This is a genomic window from Mesorhizobium sp. WSM4817 (assembly GCF_055811135.1).
Genome location: NZ_JBVVQQ010000027.1, coordinates 26438 through 45931, shown reverse-complemented (window position 1 = coordinate 45931; position 19494 = coordinate 26438). Strand labels below are relative to the sequence as shown.

At 62.4% G+C, this 19494-nt stretch carries 18 protein-coding genes and 1 pseudogene; 14 read left to right on the top strand and 5 right to left on the bottom strand.

Annotated elements, in window-relative coordinates; all coding sequences use genetic code 11:
• The first annotated feature begins 193 nt into the window (after positions 1 to 193).
• Positions 194 to 1336, top strand: a complete 1143-nt coding sequence (locus AC0L2K_RS28595) for a helix-turn-helix domain-containing protein (RefSeq protein ID WP_023797917.1) — start codon at positions 194 to 196, stop codon at positions 1334 to 1336.
• Between the two features lie 19 nt (positions 1337 to 1355).
• Here the strand turns inward: AC0L2K_RS28595 and AC0L2K_RS28590 are convergent, their stop codons facing one another.
• A complete protein-coding gene (locus tag AC0L2K_RS28590) occupies positions 1356 to 3128 on the bottom strand; it encodes an SLC13 family permease (protein WP_023797918.1) in 1773 nt (590 codons plus the stop codon).
• A gap of 279 nt (positions 3129 to 3407) precedes the next feature.
• On the opposite strand from AC0L2K_RS28590, the gene AC0L2K_RS28585 reads away from it, so the two are divergent.
• The gene (locus AC0L2K_RS28585; protein ID WP_473532961.1) at positions 3408 to 3977 is read left to right on the top strand and encodes a peroxidase-related enzyme; all 570 of its coding nucleotides are present in this window, start codon (positions 3408 to 3410) and stop codon (positions 3975 to 3977) included.
• A gap of 2 nt (positions 3978 to 3979) precedes the next feature.
• Positions 3980 to 4368 (top strand): annotated as a pseudogene (locus AC0L2K_RS28580) (rhodanese-like domain-containing protein).
• Between the two features lie 44 nt (positions 4369 to 4412).
• Here the strand turns inward: AC0L2K_RS28580 and AC0L2K_RS28575 are convergent.
• Positions 4413 to 4649 (bottom strand): hypothetical protein, encoded by a 237-nt coding sequence (locus tag AC0L2K_RS28575; RefSeq protein ID WP_023797920.1) that lies wholly within the window; start codon positions 4647 to 4649, stop codon positions 4413 to 4415.
• Between the two features lie 110 nt (positions 4650 to 4759).
• On the bottom strand, positions 4760 to 5692 hold the full coding sequence (locus tag AC0L2K_RS28570) for a complex I NDUFA9 subunit family protein (protein WP_473532960.1): 933 nt from the start codon (positions 5690 to 5692) through the stop codon (positions 4760 to 4762).
• Positions 5693 to 6319: 627 nt separating this feature from the next.
• On the opposite strand from AC0L2K_RS28570, the gene leuA reads away from it, so the two are divergent.
• From leuA to AC0L2K_RS28550, 4 genes are all read left to right on the top strand, one after another.
• On the top strand, positions 6320 to 8056 hold the full coding sequence (gene leuA / locus AC0L2K_RS28565; protein WP_051407733.1) for a 2-isopropylmalate synthase: 1737 nt from the start codon (positions 6320 to 6322) through the stop codon (positions 8054 to 8056).
• A 182-nt stretch (positions 8057 to 8238) separates the two neighbouring features.
• Entirely contained in the window at positions 8239 to 10011 is a 1773-nt protein-coding gene (locus AC0L2K_RS28560; protein WP_473532959.1) for a hypothetical protein, read from the top strand.
• Positions 10012 to 10098: 87 nt separating this feature from the next.
• Entirely contained in the window at positions 10099 to 10902 is an 804-nt protein-coding gene (locus AC0L2K_RS28555; RefSeq protein ID WP_128186876.1) for an alpha/beta fold hydrolase, read from the top strand.
• Between the two features lie 124 nt (positions 10903 to 11026).
• Positions 11027 to 11647, top strand: a complete 621-nt coding sequence (locus tag AC0L2K_RS28550) for a hypothetical protein (protein WP_128186874.1) — start codon at positions 11027 to 11029, stop codon at positions 11645 to 11647.
• On the opposite strand, the gene AC0L2K_RS28545 is transcribed toward AC0L2K_RS28550, so the two are convergent.
• Positions 11637 to 12551 (bottom strand): metallophosphoesterase family protein, encoded by a 915-nt coding sequence (locus AC0L2K_RS28545; RefSeq protein ID WP_023797927.1) that lies wholly within the window; start codon positions 12549 to 12551, stop codon positions 11637 to 11639. The genes AC0L2K_RS28550 and AC0L2K_RS28545 overlap by 11 nt on opposite strands.
• 53 nt (positions 12552 to 12604) lie before the next feature.
• On the opposite strand from AC0L2K_RS28545, the gene AC0L2K_RS28540 reads away from it, so the two are divergent.
• Positions 12605 to 13105 carry an NUDIX domain-containing protein gene (locus AC0L2K_RS28540; protein ID WP_128186872.1) on the top strand — a complete coding sequence of 167 codons (501 nt, stop codon included), beginning with the start codon at positions 12605 to 12607 and terminating at the stop codon, positions 13103 to 13105.
• Position 13106: 1 nt separating this feature from the next.
• Here AC0L2K_RS28540 and AC0L2K_RS28535 read toward each other — a convergent pair whose 3' ends face one another.
• Entirely contained in the window at positions 13107 to 14096 is a 990-nt protein-coding gene (locus AC0L2K_RS28535) for a glutathione S-transferase family protein (RefSeq protein ID WP_473532958.1), read from the bottom strand.
• A gap of 297 nt (positions 14097 to 14393) precedes the next feature.
• Here AC0L2K_RS28535 and AC0L2K_RS28530 point away from each other — a divergent pair, with 297 nt between their 5' ends.
• From AC0L2K_RS28530 to AC0L2K_RS28505, 6 genes are all read left to right on the top strand, one after another.
• The gene (locus AC0L2K_RS28530; protein ID WP_292547417.1) at positions 14394 to 14930 is read left to right on the top strand and encodes a GNAT family N-acetyltransferase; all 537 of its coding nucleotides are present in this window, start codon (positions 14394 to 14396) and stop codon (positions 14928 to 14930) included.
• Positions 14931 to 15101: 171 nt separating this feature from the next.
• A complete protein-coding gene (locus tag AC0L2K_RS28525; protein WP_128248040.1) occupies positions 15102 to 15863 on the top strand; it encodes a 3-hydroxyacyl-CoA dehydrogenase in 762 nt (253 codons plus the stop codon).
• Positions 15864 to 15869: 6 nt separating this feature from the next.
• Positions 15870 to 17060: a CaiB/BaiF CoA transferase family protein gene (locus AC0L2K_RS28520; RefSeq protein ID WP_287289359.1), complete on the top strand. Its 1191-nt coding sequence runs from the start codon at positions 15870 to 15872 to the stop codon at positions 17058 to 17060.
• Positions 17061 to 17098: 38 nt separating this feature from the next.
• Positions 17099 to 17860 carry a HugZ family pyridoxamine 5'-phosphate oxidase gene (locus AC0L2K_RS28515; protein ID WP_473532957.1) on the top strand — a complete coding sequence of 254 codons (762 nt, stop codon included), beginning with the start codon at positions 17099 to 17101 and terminating at the stop codon, positions 17858 to 17860.
• A gap of 173 nt (positions 17861 to 18033) precedes the next feature.
• Positions 18034 to 18372, top strand: a complete 339-nt coding sequence (locus AC0L2K_RS28510) for an ArsR/SmtB family transcription factor (RefSeq protein WP_287194868.1) — start codon at positions 18034 to 18036, stop codon at positions 18370 to 18372.
• A gap of 317 nt (positions 18373 to 18689) precedes the next feature.
• Positions 18690 to 19493 (top strand): TrmH family RNA methyltransferase, encoded by an 804-nt coding sequence (locus tag AC0L2K_RS28505; protein ID WP_473532956.1) that lies wholly within the window; start codon positions 18690 to 18692, stop codon positions 19491 to 19493.
• Position 19494 lies beyond the last annotated feature (1 nt).

Below are 19494 nucleotides of genomic sequence, written 5' to 3'. Positions count from 1 at the left end.
TTAAATATAGCCAATGATTTTGTTTCTTATAAACGATACACTTCGAAGATGACGACGCATGTCGTTCTTCCATACAAGTTGGCAGGGTCGGAATGTTGTCTATGCGGTCGGTCAGTTCCTCCCCATGGCGATGACGTGGCATATCTCCTGAAGCAGCGCGACGTCGCGGACTTCCGGGTCGTGGCTGGAGGCAATGATGTCGGATAAGACGGTCCCACCTAACGACAGGGAGCCGACATCTGTCGAACGTCGCCGCTGGCCGCGCATGTCGCAGGATCCACTCGGTGAGGATGAGGTGGAGAAGGCCGTCCTGACGTCGTTACGCTTTGAGACGGAAATCCTTCCACCAGTCCAGCAGTTTGCTGCCTGGCGGGAGCATATGGCGATATTGATGGATTCGCGTCTGCCGAACAATGTGAATCCCGAGGATGGATTTGTCGTCCAGCAGGCGGTGTGGAATCTGGGCGGCATGCTTTTGTTGCAACAAACGGTTCCGGCCTTCAGTTACGAACGCTCGCCAGACGCGGTGCGGTTCAGTCCAATTGACCATTGGCAGATCACCGTTCTCCGCGCCGGTCGCACCTGGACCGGAGTTGACGGACGTGTCGCGCAAAATGAACCGGGCATGATTGAAATCCGGTCGCTCGGGCATCCGTTTAGCGGGCGGGCGCTGGCAACGGAGTCGATCAGCCTGATCGTTCCCGTCGATCTGTTTGCCGATGGAGGTAGCTTGCCGGCGGCGAGCAACAACGTCGTTTTGGGTGGACACCGGGCCAAACTGCTGATCGATCTTGTGTCAAGCGTTGAAGCCAATCTCGATCGCTTCACGCAAGACGACCTTCCTAGAATCAAGGACCGTTTGCGGAAAATGGTATTCGACGCGGTTACACCTTTGGTGGATCGTGATGACGGCAACGATCAGATCTCACAAATCGGATTGATGACGCGGGCGAGACGCTTCATTTCGAGCAATCTTGCCTCGCCCGACCTGACACCGGATGCTCTCGCCCGGGAACTGGCGACCTCGAGGACACGGCTCTATGAGCTTTTCGAAACGTCCGGCGGCGTTGCGAATTACATTCGTCGACGACGTCTGTCCGCAGCTCATGCAATGTTAGCGGATCCTTCCGACACCCGAAAGGTCGCCGAAGTTGGTCTAGCAGTCGGCTTTGATTCAGCGGCGAATTTCAGTCGAGCTTTCACGCAGCAGTTCGGGTATAGCCCGAGCAACATACGCAAGCAGTCGTCCGACGACTACATGTACACGGATAGGCAAACAGGTAAGAAACCAAAGGTCACATTCGAAAGCCTGCTGCAAACGCTCGGCCTCTTTTGAGGATGGCGAGGAGCATATATTAGTTCATTGGCCAAACGATCATGAGCATCGGCACGGCAACAATGACGACGAGGAACGATAGCGGCAGTCCCAGGCGCGGATAGTCGCTGAAACGGTAGCCGCCCGGCCCCATGACGAGCGTGTTGCACTGGTGGCCGATCGGGGTGAGAAAATCGCAGCCGGCGCCAATGGCGACTGCCATCAGAAATGCTTCCGGCCTGTAGCCGAGATCGCCGGCAAACGCGGCGGCGATCGGCGCCATGACCAGAACGGTGGCGGCATTGTTGAGGAATGGCGTAACGGCCATCGCGGCGACAAGGATGAGCATCAATGCGCCGGGCGCCGGAAGAATGGTCCCCAGTTTGGCAAGCTCGCCGGCAATGACGCCGGTCGCCCCTGTACTGCGTAGCGAATCGCTCACCGGAATGAGAACGGCGAGCATGACGAGGATTGGCCCATCCAGCGATTGGTAGACGTCTCGGACCGGGATGACCTTGAAAAGCACCATCCCGACCGCGGCCGTAAAGAAAGCGACGGAGACCGGGAGCAGCCCGAACGCAGTCGCCATCATGGCGAGAGCAAGGATGGTTACCGGCACAACACCTTTGCGGACGCTGCCAAGCAGGATAGCCCTTTCTGCCAGCGGCAGGCAGCCGAGTTCACGCAGTATCTCGGGTATCGTCGCGGCATTGCCCTGCAGCACGATGACGTCGCCCAGCCTTAGCTGGATTTCGGCCAGCCTGCGGTCGGGGCGCTCGCCGTGACGGCTGACAGCCAGGAGGTTGACATTGAAGCGGTGATAGAGGGCAAGGCGCTGGGCTGTCCAGCCGATCAACGGGGAGTTTTCACCGATGACGGCTTCGATAGCGACCAGCTCGCCGGTCGTGTCATCCCCGCTGGCCCGGCTGCCCGTAACGCTGAGTTTGCCCTGCGAGACAAGGCGATCCAGCGCCCCTGGGTCGCCCTCGAGCAGCAGAATGTCGTTCATCTTGAGGACAACGTCGGGCAGTGGCGTCATCCGCATGGTCCGGTTGCGCAGGATCGATGTCACGATAGCATCGCCGCCGGAAAGCTTCATGAGGTCTGCGACGGTTTTGCCGAGCACAGTGGAATCGCGGACAATCCGGGCCTCTGTCAGGTAATTCTTGATATCGATGGCTTCATTCACCGACCCGCCCAGCTTTTCGCGCACCGGCAGCAGCCAATAGAAAAACACCAGAAAGATCGTTCCGGCGGCGGCCAGGGCAGCTCCAACAGGTGTAAAATCGAACATTGTGAAGGCGGTGCCGGTCAGTTCCTCCCGCACCCGCGACACAACGACGTTGGGAGATGTCCCCACCTGCGTCATGAGTCCGCCGAGCAGCGACCCGAACGCCATAGGCATCAGGAATATCGACGGTGAAACGCTCGACCGGCGCGCGAACTGGAAGGCTATCGGGATCATGATCGCGAGCGCACCGATGTTCTTTACGAAGGCAGACAGGATCGTGACCACGATGACCAGCAGCGCCAGTTGCGAGCGAACGCCCGACAGGTTCGGAGCGAACCGCCTGATGGCGACTTCCATGATGCCCGAGCGTGCGATGCCTGCGCTCACCAGCAGGGCACTGCCGACAATGATCACGATATCGTCGCTGAACCCGCTGAAGGCCTCGTCAAAAGGCACGATGCCAACCGCGAGTGCGGACAACAGTGCCGCGGCTGCAACCAGATCATATCGATACCGACCCCATACGAGCGCCGCCATCATTATGAAGATAACGGCGAACGACAGGATTTGCGGCGTAGTCATGTCTTCGGATACCCCGCCGCTTGTGCGGCTGATCAGAACGGCCAAACCGCCCTTTTGTTGCTTTCGCTGGTCACGGTTTTGCTACCACGGTTCCGTGCCTGCCAATAAGCCCGTGTCGAGCAATGTTCCTGACTTTCGCAGCCATGGTCCTGGGGCGGCGCCTTTCAACCTGGCCGGCGCGCGGCCGTTCCGACTTCAGCCCTTCCATGAGGCTCGCAGAAAAGCCTTCGACGGCCTAAAGCTGGTCGCATTGACGGCCGTGCAAGGGAGAGAACACAGATGACCGTGCCAGCCATAAGCCGCTTCCCCGTTCCCGAGATCGCCGGCCTTCCCGACGACATCCGCGAACGGATACTCGCCGTGCAGGAGAAGTCGGGATTCGTGCCCAACGTCTTCCTCGTGCTTGCGCATCGGCCGGACGAGTTCCGCGCCTTCTTCGCCTATCACGACGCGCTGATGGACAAACCCGGCCCGATCACCAAGGCCGAGCGGGAGATGATCGTCGTGGCTACGAGCAATGCCAATCAGTGCCAGTACTGCGTGGTGGCCCATGGCGCGATCCTGCGCATTCGCGCAAAGAACCCGCTGATCGCCGATCAGGTGGCCACCAACTACCGCAAGGCCGACATCACCCCGCGCCAGTTGGCGATGCTCGATTTCGCCATGAAGGTTTCCGCGCGCGCCTACGAGGTCGGCGACGCGGATATCGCCGACCTCAAGATGCATGGCTTCACCGACGAGGACGCCTGGGACATCGCGGCCATCGCCGCCTTCTTCGCCATGTCAAACCGGCTGGCCAACGTCACCAGCATGAGGCCGAACGACGAGTTCTACGCGATGGGGCGCTGACCATGCCGAAGGGATACAAGGACCTTCTGGCCGACGCCGATGCGGTCGTCCGCTCGGTCGAGGCAGCGGACATGGCAACCATTCCCGACGGCGTTGTCATGGTCGACATCCGGGATCCGCGGGAACTGGAGCGCGAGGGCATGATCCCCGCGCGTTCCATGCGCCGCGCGGCATGCTCGAATTCTGGATCGACCCGGAAAGTCCCTACCACAAGCCGATATTCGCCGAGCCCAGGACCTTTGTGTTTTACTGCGCGTCCGGCTGGCGCTCGCTGCTCGCCGCCAAGGTCGCGCAGGAGATGGGACTTGACGCGCGCAGCCTGCGCGGCGGCTTCTCGGAGTGGAAGAAGCGCGGCAATATCGTCGCCGAGAAACCGAGGAAGGACAGCTAGGCTCGACGACCGGCACCGTCGCTTGCCACTGGGAATGCGGGCGATCAAGGCGCGCGATCGGTCAGCGCGCTTGCACCTTCCTCCGCGGCGCAATGTGCGCAGCAGTAGATGATGTCATCTTGTTCGACACCATGTCCGATGATCCGGCACCCGCAATGCGGGCAGAGCGGCGCAAGTTTCTGGATCGCGCATTCGAAGCTGTCGAACGTATAGCTTTCCTCAGCCAGCGTCACTTCGAAAGCCTTGTCGTAGTCATTCCCGCATTGATCGCATCTGGCCATGGTTCTTTTCCTTCGTCCTCATTGGTTCAAACTCGACCAACCCGCCGCATGGCGATAGGTTCCCGGCAGGATCGTAGAGTCCTGCCAGCAGGAGACGAGCCCGAGCAGCCTCACGCGCGCCGTTCGATCAAGCGGATCACCTCCTCGATGTCGCGCGGCGCGATGTCGAGTTCCTTCAGGCCCGGCGCGCCGATTGCGGCCACATTGTCGTGCCGCATAAGATCGACCTGGTTGCGCGTTATCGGCGCTCCCGGAAGGAGTTCCGCGACGCCGGCCAAGGCGTCCCACGCCGCAAACGGCACCGGCATCAACCTGATGTGGGTATCGAGCTGTCGGGCGATCTCGCGCAGCAGTTGCTTATAGGTGTAGATGCGCGGGCCGCCGAATTCGAATATCGATGAGCCCTTGTGGTTTCGCCCGCCGATCAGCCGGCTGACTGCGTCTGCGACGTCTTCCACATAGACCGGCTGAAGCCGTGTGCCACCATCGCCGAACAGCGGATAAACCGGCAGGAGACGTATCAGCCTGACAATCGTCGTGAGGAAAACGTCGTCAGGTCCCGTCATGACGGCGGGACGCACAATGATGGCGCCGGGAAATGCGCTCGCCACCGCCTCTTCTCCGCGCCCACGTGCCCTGATGTAGTTCGAATCCGATTGAGGATCGGAGCCGATCCCCGAAATCTGGACGAACCGGTCGACCGCGTCAGCGCGCGACGCGGCGGCAAGTTCAGCTGCGGCTTGCACATGCACCCGTTCAAACGTCTGGGCGCCCTGCTCGACGTAGAGACTGACGGCGTTCACGATCGCCTGTGATCCGGCAATGGCCGTGCCGATCGAGGACGCATCCAATATGTCCGCCTCGACGGCCTCGGGCGGCCTTGCCGTCGAGGAAAAAACCTGGCCCACACGACCCGGGTGGCGGGATGCGGCGCGGACCGTGAAACCCCTTTCCAGGAGCCGCTTCACGATCCGGCGCCCGAGAAAACCTGTCCCGCCGAACACAGTGACGATCCGTTCTGTGTTGAGATCGTCAGGATCCATTTGCCTCGCCAACCCTTGGCTTTGCGTGCCCGCCGAGCGCCTGCCGCAAGGATTGCCTCTGGCCGGCGTATAAACCAGCCCCTTCGAACATCGGGACGGTTGGAGAACAACGCAGGAACGCTTTTTGTTCCAGTCGGCGCCGGGTCCGATCGAAGGACGGCCGATGTCGCTGTGGACGGCGAGTGTTTGACGCTGGGTTGCCATGCTGTCCGTTTCATCCCCAGCCTCCATGCGCTGGCGACAAAACCGGACAACTCCTGTGCTACCTAATCCGGACAACTCATCTGCTTAGGACACATGTCGTTCGGCCCCACTTGCCTCGCTTTGGCTGCTCCTGTATGAAAACCGCCATGACCAACCGCGCCACCTCCGTCGCTTCCCGTCAGACCGGCTTTGCTGGCGAGACCGTGCGCGCGCTTGCTTCCGCTCTGCTGCTGCTCGGCCTTATCGGCGATCGCCGGGTTCGCTGAAGGAGCGCCCGGCGGTCGAACCGCCGCTCACGCGCATGCTCCTTGGCCAGTCTCAAAATTGGCAAATCACATCTAGCGAATGAACATCTGGTAAAGGCGCCGCTCGGCACCAAATCCGCCTGAAGGCGGATCCCGCGAGCCGCCCGGAGAGACGACAATGAACGCACGAGAAGAGATCCGCTCAGATAGCGGGGCGATGGGCAAGGATGCCAGGGGCATGCCGGAGGCAGCCCGCAAATACCAACCTTATCCGACCGTCGGTCTCACCGACCGCGTGTGGCCTTCGAAAGTCATCGACAAGGCGCCGATCTGGTGCTCGGTCGACCTGCGCGACGGCAACCAGGCGCTGATCGATCCGATGGGCCACGAGCGCAAGGCGCGCATGTTCGCCCTGCTCCTCGACATGGGCTTCAAGGAGATCGAGATCGGCTTCCCGTCGGCCTCGCAGACCGATTTCGATTTCGCCCGTTGGTGCATCGAAGAGGGTAATGTATCAGACGATGTCTCGCTGCAGGTGCTGGTGCAGTGCCGGCCGGAACTGATCACCCGCACTTTCGAGGCGCTGCAGGGCGCCACCAACCCGATCGTGCATTTCTACAATTCGACCAGCGAACTGCAGCGCCGCGTCGTCTTCGAGAAGGACGTCGCCGGCATCAGGCGGATCGCAACCGATGCGGCCAAGATGATCACCGACATGGCAGCGAAGGCCGGCGGCTTCTATCGTTTCGAATATTCGCCGGAGAGCTTTACCGGCACCGAGCTCGAAGTGGCGCTGGAAATCTGCAACGCCGTCACCGAAATCATGAAGCCGACGCCGGAAAACAAGCTGATCATCAACCTGCCGTCCACGGTCGAGATGTCGACACCCAACATCTATGCCGATCGCATCGAATGGATGTGCCGCAATCTCGACAACCGCGAGAACCTGCTCATCTCGCTGCATCCGCACAATGACCGCGGCACCGGGATCGCCACCACCGAACTCGGCCTGATGGCGGGCGCGGACCGCGTCGAAGGCACACTGTTCGGCAATGGCGAGCGCACCGGCAATGTCGACATCGTCACGCTGGCGCTCAACATGTACACGCAAGGCGTCGATCCCGAGCTCGACTGCTCCGACATCAACCGGATGAAGGACGTCTACGAATATTCGAACCAGTTGAAGATCCCCGAGCGGCATCCCTATGTCGGCGAGCTCGTCTACACCGCCTTTTCCGGCTCGCACCAGGATGCCATCAACAAGGGCATGAAGGCGTTGCGCAAGGCCAACACGCCGTACTGGGAAGTGCCCTATCTGCCGATCGACCCGGCCGATGTCGGGCGCAACTACGAGGCGATCATCCGCATCAACTCGCAGTCCGGCAAGGGCGGCATCGCCTATGTGCTGCAGGCGGACTACGGCCTCAATCTGCCGCGCAACCTGCAGATCGAGTTCAGTCAAGCGATCCAGGCCATCACCGACGCCGAAGGCAAGGAGGTGCCGGCTAAGCGCATCTACGAGCGCTTTCTCGAAACCTACGTCGATCAGCCCGACGCGCGGCTGAAATTCCTCGACCACCACACTTATCCCGACATCGAGATCAAGGGGCGGCGCGCGGTGGAGGCGATCATCCTCGACAGCGGCAAGGAGGTGACGATATCAGGCTCCGGAACCGGCCCGATCGACGGCTTTGTCGACGCGCTGTCGCGCCATGTCGGCGTGCCGATGTCGGTGCTCGACTATTCGGAGCACTCCATGCAGCGCGGCTCGAATGCTTCGGCGATCTCCTATGTCGAGATGGAGCATCCCGGCGGCAAGCTGTTCGGCGCCGGCATCAACACCAATATCGTCGCCGCTTCGCTGGAAGCCGTGGTTTCCGCCGCCAATCGCATCGTCGGCGGAAAGGCCGACTAGAGGAGCTGAGCTGGAGCAAGATGACTCCGGATGGTATCATCCCGCTCCAGTCTTTCGCGCCATTAACCACCGGAATATTATCCGGTGGGGTACGCGATCGCATAATGGATGCATGCTTGTATGGCAGTGCAGGCGCTATATGATTGCGTCTTAACCTGTGCCGACTTCGAGAGGATCGACACTTGCAGCATGCCACGCCTGCCGCCCCCGCAGTGCGCGAGACGCTGGAGCGATTGCTAGCCAGCGAAACGTTCGGGAGATCCGAACGAGCGCGTAAGCTGCTTCGCTATCTGGTCGAGCGCGAGCAGGCAGGCGAAGCCGACAAGCTCAAGGGCTTTTCCATCGCGATGGATGTTTTCGGCAAGGACGGCGATTTCGATCCGTCGACCGACGCCGTGGTGCGGGTGCAGGCGGGCAGGCTGCGCGAGCTTCTGCAGCATTATTTTGCCAATGAGGGTGTTGCCGAGCCGATCCGCATTGCCATTCCGCGTGGCGGCTATGTTCCATCCTATGAACTCAACGCGATCCGCCTGCCGGTCGAGCCGGCGTCGGCGGAACACGTCGAAGCGGCGGCCACCTTGCCGGAATCGCCCGACGAACCCGGCATGGCAGCACCTGCCGCATCGTCCCCCGTCGTTCGCCAACCGGCGCCCTCGCTGCTGCGCCATCTCCAGTTCTTCTGGCTGGCGATCGCTCTGGTCATCGCCATGCTGGGGGTGCTGATCCTTCGTCAGGGAAGCAGCGCATTGCTGGCGGGAAGCGATGCCGCGCCGACGATTGAAAATGCGGTGGCAACCGGCAGCATTGCGCCATGGGCTCCGGCTCAAAGCCTTCCGCTCGTCTACATTGCGGTGAAAACCAACAGTGCCGAGGCTGCCCGCGTCGCCGCATCGCTGCGCGCCGGCCTCAGCCGCTTCGACACGGTCACCTTCATTGGTCGCGATGCTGACGGCCCGCCCGATCCTGTCGCCGATGCGATCAGCTTCGTGTTCGATGTCTTGCCGGGACCAACGGCAGGCGATGTCACTCTGGAGCTTCAAAGCGTGGCGACCGGCCGGGTCCTGCTGTCACGCAACTTGACTGCCGCCGACAGCACACCCTCCACCGTCGAGGACAGTGTCGCCGGCATTTTGAGTTCGGCCGTTCCGGCTCCGGGCGCGATCTACAACTATATCGAACAGAGCGGCCTTCAGACCGGCCTGACCGAATGTCTGCTGCTCAACGACAAATACTATCTCGACCAGGGCGCCAAAACCCATGAGGCTGCCTATCGCTGCCTCGAAATCCTGGTCGATCGGGATGCGAAATCGTCGCTCGTCTTTTCGGAGCTGGCCACCCTGCATCTCGAGGCGGGCACAGATCACTACGCCTATCCAGCCGGCGCAACGATCGAACAGGCGATGTCGCTGGCCCGTCGCGCCGTGCAGATGGGGCCGACCAGCCCCTATGCCCACCGTGCCTATGGCTATCTCAATTCCCGCCTCGGCAATTCGGAGGAATCGATCCGCTGGATGCGCAAGGCCTACGAACTCAACCCTTACGACCTCAGCATGGCGGCAGCTTATGCCTACGGGCTGATTTTCGCCGGCAGGTACAGGGAGGGAACACCGATCCTTGCTCACGCCGCCGAAACCTCCAGCGCCCATCCGACCTGGTGGGATTACGGGCTTTTCGTCGGCCAGTTCATGGCTGGCGATATGAACAAGGCCGCGCTTGCCAGCGATGCGCTGCAAGCGACGCCGACGAAATCGCACTATCTGGCTGCGCGGCTGATCACTGCCAAGGCCGCCGGCCGCGATCAACTGGCGCACGAACTTCTGGACGAGTTGACTGTCAAGTTCCCGAAATTCGCTGCCGATCCGCGCGCGACTTTTGTCGAGCGGAGATACCCCGCAGATCTGACCGAGCGGCTGGTCGAGGCTTTGCGTGCCGCCGGGCTCGGCAATGCCAGCTAGTCCTTGCGACCAGCACGGCCGATCGCAAAAACTTGGTACAAGACGCAATCCAGCCACATCCGAATTCGCATAAAACCATAGTATTTCATGATTTCATCGCTTTACGTTGCCGAACGGGGCGCCGGCCCGAAGACGGTTGTCTTTCTGCATGGCTTCGGCGGTTGCCACGGCGACTGGCACGAGGTGATTTCGACACTGGCACCTGGTTCACGGACACTGGCCTATGATCTTCCGGGCCATGGGCTGTCCCTCGATTTCCCGGGTGGCGGCCCGGCCAGGACAGCCGCCCGGGCTGTTCTGGCAGACCTCGCCGCACGCAGAATCAGGAGGGTGCATCTCGTCGGCCATTCGATGGGCGGGGCGGCGGCTGTGCTGATGGCACTGGCCGAACCCGCAAGGATAGCCTCGCTGACGCTTCTGGCGCCGGGCGGGTTTGGCACTGAGATCAATGGCCCGCTGTTGCGCCGTTACGCAGCGGCAGCCGGCAAAAGTGAAATTCGCGCCTGCCTCGCCGCCATGTCCGGACCGCAAAGCCCGCCCTCGGAGCGCATCGTGGATGTGCTTGGCGCAATGCGCGCGCGTCCCGGCCAGTTGCACAAACTTGTCGAGATCGCAGCCGCCATGACCAGGGACGATCGGCAGGGCGTCATCCCGCACGAACGGCTCGAAACACTGGATATGCCGGTGATTGTGGTCTGGGGGACCGATGACGCGGTGCTGCCCTTCAGCCAGGCCGATGGTCTGCCGGCGCATTTCCACCTGCACCACGTGTCGGAGGCCGGCCATATGCTGGTCGAGGAAGCGCCCGGCCTGATCGCCGAGATCGTCCGGCACAACATGAAACGCCGCAGCAGGCCGCTTCGTCCAAACTCCGCTCCCGCAGCGGGCTGATCCCTGTCAAAGCGCGGCTTCGGGCCGGATTTTGCAAGCCGCCTATCGATCTCGCAAGCGCATTTTGCTGCATTTTGCCAACGACTATGTTAATTCGGTGTTAACCAAACGCGAGGCAACGCCGATGAAGGATGCAGCCGAGACCATAAGCCAGGCCGATGAGTCGCGAAAATTGTCGGACGCCATCCGCGACGTGAAAAACGCTTTCGCCGACCGCGACGACGTCGTGGTCGACATGCGCGAAGCGCATCGCATGCGGCTCGAATTGCTTGCCGCCGAACTCGCGCCGGTCTTCGCCGACGTGCCCGCCGACATGGACAATTTCGACTTCGCCGTCTCGTCCGGGCTGCAGCCGCGCCTCTGGATCGACGCCGTCAGCCATGTCGCCATGGGGCGCGACCGCCGCACCTATCGCTTCCTCAAGGACACGCGCATCGGCCGCGTGGTGCTCGCCGAATCGACCGAGATGAAACCGGTTGCCGATCAGGTGACGCGCTACGTCGCGGAGCGCGTCATCGAACGCCAGAGAATGCTGGAAGGCGGGGTCGAGCAGGCTGCCGGCCTGAAACGTGCCTTGGTCCCGGAAGCCGAGCCGCCGCTGCGATCCGTCAAGCGCCGCAAGCGTTGGTCAGCCTTTCTCTCCGGTCTCAGCCTGATCGCTGCCGGCGCCCTGGTCGGGCTGGCGGTATCGATCGTGTTGTTCTGGGACCGCCTCGTTGCGATGGGACTGAGTTTCACGCCATAGCGTCCGCGCCAAGCTCCACAACCTCCAGATCGGCAGGCGGGATGGCCGGCCCGGTCAGGCCACGTCGCGTCAGCCTGAGCCGCCAGTTGCCTATTTCACCATCGATCTCCAGCAGATTATATTGCGCCGCTGGACGCCTGCCGCCTGGCGCCTGCCCTGCGGCAGCGACGCCGACCACTGGAATTTTGGCGCCGCGCCCATTGATCGAGAACAGCGTCGGCTCGTGCGAATGGCCGTGCAGCACAAGCTCGGCCCCGTGCCGCTGAACGACCTTTTGGAAGCGGGCAATGCCGAACAGCCGCTTGGGCTGCGAAACGGCGCCGCGCACCGGCGGATGGTGGATCATGATCACCCGGAACAGCCCGCGTTTGGCCGTGGCATCGAGCACGTCCCGCAGCCTTTCCGCCTGGTCTTCCAGAAAAAAGCCGTTGGCCATGAACGGAGCCGTCGCCCGCGCCGTCGTGACACCGATCAGCGCGACGTTGCCACGCACGCGCAGATAGGGAAAGGCTTCGCGGTCGACCGGCGTATTGACGCCGTCGCCGGTCATCCACGCCGTCCACGACCGGCAGGACTTGTCGAAAGCACCGGGCACATAGGCGTCGTGGTTTCCCGGAACGACCGACACATCATCGGGAGAGCCCAGCGTCTCCAGCCAGTGCTTGCCCATCTCGATCTCGCCATCGAGCGCCAGATTGACCAGATCGCCGGTGACGGCAAGGTGATCGGGTGCGCTCGCCTTGATATCGGCGACGATGGTGTCGATGACGGCGTCGCGCATGTGGCGGCGGCGATTGCGCTGCCAGTTGACGTAACCGACCACCCGCTTGGAGGCGAGATCGCGATAGGTTACACCGGGAAGCGGTCCCAAGTGGATATCGGAAATATGCGCGAGCCTGAACATCCCTCCTTCATAAGCGACGCACGCGCTGCTTTCCACCCACGGTTTCGTGGGTGATGATGCGGCCCGATCCGGAGCAAGCTTTCCGCCAGACCGGCTGGCCGGGTCTCAGGGCAAGGCTGTTTCATCTGTACTTCGTGCTGCGGCGGCCGATGACGCTTGGGGTGCGTGGCTTGATCCACGATCGCACGTCCAGTTCCGTCTTCCTCATTCGCCATACCTATGTACCGGGCTGGCAGCTTCCCGGCGGGGGCGTCGAGCTGGGCGAGACGATGATCGAGGCGTTGGCGCGCGAGCTCTCCGAGGAGGGCAATATTGCATTGACCGCGCCGCCGGTGCTGAAATCGATGCATTTCAACCGTCGGGCCAGCCGCCGCGACCATGTCGGCCTTTATTTTGTCGAGCAGTTCAACCAGACGGCGCCGAAGCTGCCGGACCGCGAGATCGCCGCAGCCGGCTTCTTTCCGCTCGACCGCCTGCCGGAAGCAACGACGCCGGCCACGTTGCGGCGGATTGCCGAGATTTTCAGCGGCGCGGCGGCATCGCCCTTCTGGTAGATCACGCTGCCTTCCTGAACCGCGCCCGATCATGCGGCGCCGCGTAGTCCAGTTCCGGCCCGACCGGCACGATGTGCGTCGGGTTGATCGTTGCGTGGCTGCCGTAATAGTGCGCCTTGATGTGGTGCAGGCTCACCGTGCCGGCGACGCCCGGGACCTGGTAGAGGTCGCGCAGATAGTTCGACAGGTTCGGATAGTCGGCGATGCGGCGCAGGTTGCACTTGAAATGGCCGACATAGACCGGGTCGAAGCGGACCAGCGTCGTGAACAGCCGCCAATCGGCCTCGGTGATGCGGTCACCGACGAGATAACGCTGGCGAGATAGGCGATCCTCGAGCTGGTCGAGCGCCGCGAACAGTTCACCAAACGCTTTCTCATAGGCCGCTTGCGTGGTGGCGAAGCCGGCGCGATAGACACCGTTGTTGACCGATGGATAGACCAGAGCGTTGACCGCGTCGATTTCGCCGCGCAGTGCTTTCGGATAAAAATCGAGGCTGGCATCGCCCCATTTGTCGAAGGCTGAATTGAGCATCCGAATGATCTCGGAGGACTCGTTGCAGACGATTGTCTGTTCTCGCCTGTCCCACAGAACCGGCACCGTCACGCGGCCGGAATAGGCGGGATCGGCCTTGGTGTAGATTTGATGCAGGAAGTCGAGGCCGTAGAGCGTATCGCCGGTGGCGCCGTCCTCGGCCACGAAGGTCCAGCCGTTGGCGCCCATGAAATGATGGACGACCGAGACGGAAATCACGTCCTCGAGCTTTTTCAGTGCCCGAAAGATCAGCGTCCGGTGTGCCCAGGGACATGCAAGCGAGACATAGAGATGGTAGCGCCCCGGCTCGGCCTTGGAGCCGCGCGTGCGGCCTTCGGCCGGCCTGCCGTCAACCGTGACCCAGTCGCGCCATTGCGACTGCGCCCGCATGAATTCGCCGTCGCTCGCCTTGGTGTCGTAGCCGCTGTCCTGCCATTTGCCGTCCACCAGCAATCCCATGTGATGTCCTTTCCTCTTCGTAGGGATTTAGGCACAAACCGACGATGCGGAAATCGCCAGGCGTTGAACAGTTCGTCAATCGCCCGGTGCGGCAGACGAATGACGGCAAACGAATGGCGGCAGCAAACGGCCGATTGCGGTGGCTGAAGATTGATGCTAGCGGAAAATCCGCATGTTTGACTTTGCTTTGATCCGGTTCGACCGACGACGAAAGGGCGCCCGCGCTTGATGAAGCGCTGACTGGCGAACGCTGCCGTTTGCAGCAAACCTTTCCCCGTCTACCGGAACGCAAAGACCATGAGCCTTGCCGACGTGAAATACCTGCCGGAAACTCCGGCGCATGACCCCGAAATCGAAGCCATCAACGACGAAGCCTTCGGGCCGGGCCGTTTCGTGCTGGGCGCCTACAAGATCCGTGAGGGCGGCCCGCATGAACGCGCTCTGTCCTTCGTGGCCGTCGATGGCGATATCGTTGTCGCCTCCGTGCGCATGACGCGCATCGCGGCCGGCGCCGGCCGCGCGCTGATGCTCGGACCGCTTGCCGTGCGGCCGGCCTACAAGAATCTCGGCATTGGCCGCCGGCTGGTGGCGATCGCGCTGGAGGCCGCCGCCAAGGCCGGCATGCCGGCGGTGATGCTTGTCGGCGACGAGCCCTATTACGGCCCGCTCGGCTTCAAGAGAATCCCGCGTGGGCAAATCTCCATGCCGCGCCCGGTCGATCCTGACCGGCTGTTGTCGCATGAGATCGTGCCGGGCGCGATGGCACGGCTGGTGGGGGAGGTTTGCCATGCCGATCAGGCAAGGATTGCCGCGCAAATCGCCGCGATGGCGTGACCATCCGGATGCTGTTGCGCCATACTGTCAGGCTTCGTAGCATGTGGCCGATGGTGCATGTCGCCCAAAAGTGCGCAGCGGTTTTGGGTAACGACATGCATAAAAATAGAGATTTAAAGCGCTTCGATTGAGTCCGTTCAGTTCGACGCGCTTTAGATGGAGGACGCCGACATGAACCCGAACGGCCAGATTGCGATCGTCACCGGCGGCGGCTCCGGCCTCGGCGAGGCGACGGCACGTGCACTGGCCGCAAAGGGCGCCGGCGTTGCCATCCTCGACCTCGGCATCGAGCGTGCGGCGAAGATTGCTGCCGATATCGGCGGCATCGCCATCCAATGCGACGTAAGCAGCGCCGACGGCGGTGCTGCTTCAGTGGCAGAAGTGGTAAAAAAGTTCGGCGAACCCCGTATCCTGGTCAATTGCGCCGGCATCGCCATCGGCATGAAGACGATCGGCAAGGACGGTCCGCACCCGCTCGACCAATACCGCAAGGTGATCGAGGTCAATTTGATCGGCACCTTCAACATGATCCGCCTCGTCGCCGACCAGGCCGCGAAGCTTGAGCCGCTGGACGGCGGCGAGCGCGGCGTCATCGTCAACACGGCATCGGTCGCCGCCTATGACGGTCAAATCGGCCAGGCGGCCTATTCAGCCTCCAAGGGCGGCGTCGTCGGCATGACGCTGCCGGTGGCGCGCGACCTTGCCCGGTCGGGCATTCGCGTCTGCACCATCGCGCCCGGCATCTTCAAGACGCCGATGATGGCCGGCATGCCGCAAGAGGTGCAGGATACGCTCGGCGCCGCGGTGCCCTTCCCGTCCCGTCTCGGCGAGCCTTCCGAATATGCAGCCCTTGTGCTGCATATCATCGAAAACCAGATGCTCAACGGCGAGACCATCCGCCTCGATGGCGCCATCCGCATGGCGCCGAAGTAGCCGACCATGAGTGCCGAAGTCGCCCTTCAGGCGAAGACTGGCCCGCTCGCCGGCCTGACGGTGATCGAGATGGCCGGGCTTGGACCGGTGCCGCTGGCCGGCCTGATGCTGTCGGAGATGGGCGCCGAGGTGCTGCGCATCGAGCGGGCTGGGTCGAGCCAGCCGTTTCTGGCGCTGCCGGACGAATACGACATCGACTGTCACGGCCGCTCCATCCTGCGGATTGACCTGAAGCGCTGGGAAGGCGCCGAACTGGTGCTGCGCCTTGCCGAAAAGGCCGACATGCTGGTCGAAGGGTTTCGTCCCGATGTCATGGAGCGACTTGGTCTCGGGCCGGATGCGGTACTGGCGCGCAATCCGGCCCTGATCTACGGCCGCATGACGGGGTTCGGCCAGGACGGTCCGCTATCGGGACGTGCCGGCCACGACATCACCTACCTCGCCTATTCGGGTGTGCTGCATGCCATCGGCCAGCAAGGCGGCCGGCCGGTCCCACCGCTCAACCTTGTCGCCGACTACGGCGGCGGCGCCATGATGCTGGTCGCCGGCGCACTGGCCGCCCTGTTTGAGCGCTCGCGCTCCGGCAAGGGTCAGGTGATCGACGCCGCGATGACCGAGGGCGCTTCAATGCTGGCGACACCTGTGCACGCCCTGATGGCGGCGGGCCTGTGGAGTGACACGCGTGGCACGAACCTGCTCGATTCCGGCGCGCCCTTTTACGACACCTATGAGACCGCGGACGCACGGCACGTCGCCGTCGGCTGCCTTGAGCCCCGGTTCTTCGCCGAATTCGCAAGACTGCTGCCGCTCGACCAGATTTTTGTACGCGGCCAATACGACAGGAATTTGTGGCCGCAGATGCGGGCCGCCATTGTCGATCGGGTCGGGCAGAAATCACGGGACGACTGGGACCGTCTCTTTGCTGCGACCGATGCTTGCGTCGCACCGGTCTTGTCGCTGCGGGAAGCCAGGGATCATCCGCACAATCGCGCTCGCAACGCCTTTGTGAAGTCGGGTGCGCTTGAGCGCCCTGCCCCAGCGCCGCGCTTTTCGCGCTCCCGGCCGACGCTTGCCGCCATGCCGGCCGATCACGATTGTCAGGCGGCGACGGTGCTGGCACGCTTCGGTCTTTCGGAAAGCGAGACTGAGGCCCTTTTCAAATCTGGGGCCCTTGTCAAATCCCGTGTGATAGGTTGATAACTGGAGAGCAAAGATCAGCTTAGGACGGTGTGGATTTGAACGATCGGAAGAAGGACGTGATCCGCGAGACCGACGCCGAAGCGATCAGGCTGGCGAAGACGCTGATCCGCAGTGCCCGTTTCGGCGCGCTGGCGGTGATCGAGCCCGGCACCGGTTCGCCGCTGGCCAGCAGGGTTGGTGTCGCCACCGATATCGACGGCACGCCGCTGATCCTTGTATCGATGTTGTCCGCCCATACCGGCGCGATCCTTGCCGACCCGCGCTGTTCGCTGCTTGTCGGCGAGCCCGGCAGGGGCGACCCGCTGGCGCACCCACGGTTGACGCTCGTCAGTCGGGCGGCACGGCTTGAGCGTGGATCCGACGAGCACGCCGGCGCCGAACGGCGCTATCTCAACCGCAACCCCAAGGCGAAGCTCTATGCCGGCCTTGGCGACTTCTCGATCTTCCGCCTGGAGCTGGAGCGCGCCAGTCTCAACGGCGGCTTTGGCAAGGCCTACCTGCTCGAACGCGCCGATCTGGTCACGACCGCGCCGATCATCGAAGAGCTTGCCGCTGGCGAACAATCCGCCCTCGACCAAATGAATGCCGACCATAGCGACGCAATTGCCGTCTACGCGCGCCACTTCGCCAAGGCGGCGGGCGACGGCTGGGTCGTCACCGGCTTTGACGCCGACGGCATGGACCTGGCATTGGGCGACGATATCTGCCGGGTGTTCTTTCCGGAGCCATTGAGGACGGCGCGCGAGCTCAGGCATGTTCTGGTCGACATGGCAAAAACCGGCCGAGTGGCGGATTAAACACAGTCCGACAGTTAATCGCGCCGGGTCGAAAGCAAGTCTTGAGGTTTGAGCTAGATGTTCTACGCTTTCCCGGTCGCGTTGAATCGCCAGCGCAAATTCGCAAGTGAGCCTATGGAACCAGACGCTATTGCCCCCATAGCGCCGGAGGAGCAGGAAGGTATGGGGGATCGATGGTCTCGAAAAAGCTAATCGCCAATGCCGAATCAGCGGCCTCGTTTCTGACGCTGATGGGCAACGAGAAACGACTGTTGATCATGATCCACCTGGCCGAAGGTGAAATGTCCGTCGGCGCTATCGCCGAAAAGGTTCTGCTCAGCCAATCCGCCCTGTCACAGCATCTGGCCAAACTGCGGGCGCTCGATCTCGTCGAGACCCGGCGCGACCGGCAGATGATCTACTATTCCTGCAAATCCGATGCCGTGCGCGCACTTCTCAACACGCTGGACGGGGTTTTCGGCGAGGGTGAGCTATCGCAGATGGCATACCGCTCGCGTCGCTCCGGGACTTGACCGGCCAATGCATGTCGCCCAAAGCCGGCACATGCATAAGATAAGAACTGGTCCGAGCGCCCCTTGCCTCGCTGACGACTCCTAATGCATGTCGCGCAAAAGCATGCCCGTGCAGCGGTTTTGCGATAGCGACATGCATAAAACAACAACCTAAAGCGCGTCGCGAGAGGTCGGTTGAGGTCGGTCGAACGCGACGCGCTTTTGAGCGACTTGCGTCCACTTGGACGCAGAAGGTACGCTCTGACACTTTGGATCCACGCGTCGTGCTGTCGCAAAACCCACCACGATCGGGCCGATGCGGGTCAGTTGAGGCAAGCATGCGCAGCATTCGTATCGACGACCCGCAAGACCCGCGCGTCGCCGCCTTTCTCGACATTCGCGAGCGCGATCTTGCCGGCCGGCAGGGTCGTTTCGTTGCCGAAGGCAAGGTGGTGCTCGAAATGTTGCTCGCGGCCAAACGCTTTGCCGCCGAATCGGTGCTGGTGCTCGAAAACCGGCTGGCAGGCCTCGACGCAACCCTGCGCAAGGCGCCCGCGGACCTTCCGGTCTACGTGGCGGACAGCGAGGTTATGGACAGGATTGCCGGCTTTCACATGCATCGCGGCATATTGGCGATCGGCCGCAAGGGCGAGGCGCAGCCTGCAGAGGCCTTGCTGGATGCCCTGCCCGCCCGCGCGTTGATCGTCGTGCTGGTCGGCATCGCCAACCATGACAATATGGGCTCGATCTTTCGCAACGCCGCCGCCTTCGGCGCCGATGCCGTGTTTCTGGACGCGACCTGCTGCGATCCCCTGTACCGCAAGGCGATCCGCGTTTCGGTCGGCGCCGCGCTGAAAGTTCCTTTTGCCTCCTTCGCTGAGACCGTCGGCTTTACCGCGGCGCTCGATCGGCTGGGCTTCGGCCAATTCGCATTGTCGCCGCGCGGACAAACCGACATCCGCGATGCGAAAAGGACCGAACGGCTGGCACTCTATCTCGGCACTGAAGGCGAAGGCCTGCCCGAGATGCTGCTCGCCCGCCTGCGGACGGTGCGGATCGATATGACAGAAGGCTTCGACAGCCTGAATGTCGCCGCCGCGTCAGCCATCGCCTTGCATCATTTCTCGGCAAGCAGGACCTGAG

Excerpts from the sequence above, each read along its gene's own strand:
- AC0L2K_RS28550 (WP_128186874.1), top strand. The coding sequence starts at position 11,027 with ATGAAGGATGCAGCCGAGACCATAAGCCAGGCCGATGAGTCGCGAAAA.
- AC0L2K_RS28535 (WP_473532958.1), bottom strand. The coding sequence starts at position 14,096 with ATGGGATTGCTGGTGGACGGCAAATGGCAGGACAGCGGCTACGACACC.
- AC0L2K_RS28555 (WP_128186876.1), top strand. The coding sequence starts at position 10,099 with ATGATTTCATCGCTTTACGTTGCCGAACGGGGCGCCGGCCCGAAGACG.
- leuA (WP_051407733.1), top strand. The coding sequence starts at position 6,320 with ATGAACGCACGAGAAGAGATCCGCTCAGATAGCGGGGCGATGGGCAAG.
- AC0L2K_RS28530 (WP_292547417.1), top strand. The coding sequence starts at position 14,394 with ATGAGCCTTGCCGACGTGAAATACCTGCCGGAAACTCCGGCGCATGAC.
- AC0L2K_RS28590 (WP_023797918.1), bottom strand. The coding sequence starts at position 3,128 with ATGACTACGCCGCAAATCCTGTCGTTCGCCGTTATCTTCATAATGATG.
- AC0L2K_RS28545 (WP_023797927.1), bottom strand. The coding sequence starts at position 12,551 with ATGTTCAGGCTCGCGCATATTTCCGATATCCACTTGGGACCGCTTCCC.
- AC0L2K_RS28575 (WP_023797920.1), bottom strand. The coding sequence starts at position 4,649 with ATGGCCAGATGCGATCAATGCGGGAATGACTACGACAAGGCTTTCGAA.
- AC0L2K_RS28540 (WP_128186872.1), top strand. The coding sequence starts at position 12,605 with ATGATGCGGCCCGATCCGGAGCAAGCTTTCCGCCAGACCGGCTGGCCG.
- AC0L2K_RS28520 (WP_287289359.1), top strand. The coding sequence starts at position 15,870 with ATGAGTGCCGAAGTCGCCCTTCAGGCGAAGACTGGCCCGCTCGCCGGC.
- AC0L2K_RS28595 (WP_023797917.1), top strand. The coding sequence starts at position 194 with ATGATGTCGGATAAGACGGTCCCACCTAACGACAGGGAGCCGACATCT.
- AC0L2K_RS28505 (WP_473532956.1), top strand. The coding sequence starts at position 18,690 with ATGCGCAGCATTCGTATCGACGACCCGCAAGACCCGCGCGTCGCCGCC.
- AC0L2K_RS28510 (WP_287194868.1), top strand. The coding sequence starts at position 18,034 with ATGGTCTCGAAAAAGCTAATCGCCAATGCCGAATCAGCGGCCTCGTTT.
- AC0L2K_RS28570 (WP_473532960.1), bottom strand. The coding sequence starts at position 5,692 with ATGGATCCTGACGATCTCAACACAGAACGGATCGTCACTGTGTTCGGC.
- AC0L2K_RS28525 (WP_128248040.1), top strand. The coding sequence starts at position 15,102 with ATGAACCCGAACGGCCAGATTGCGATCGTCACCGGCGGCGGCTCCGGC.
- AC0L2K_RS28585 (WP_473532961.1), top strand. The coding sequence starts at position 3,408 with ATGACCGTGCCAGCCATAAGCCGCTTCCCCGTTCCCGAGATCGCCGGC.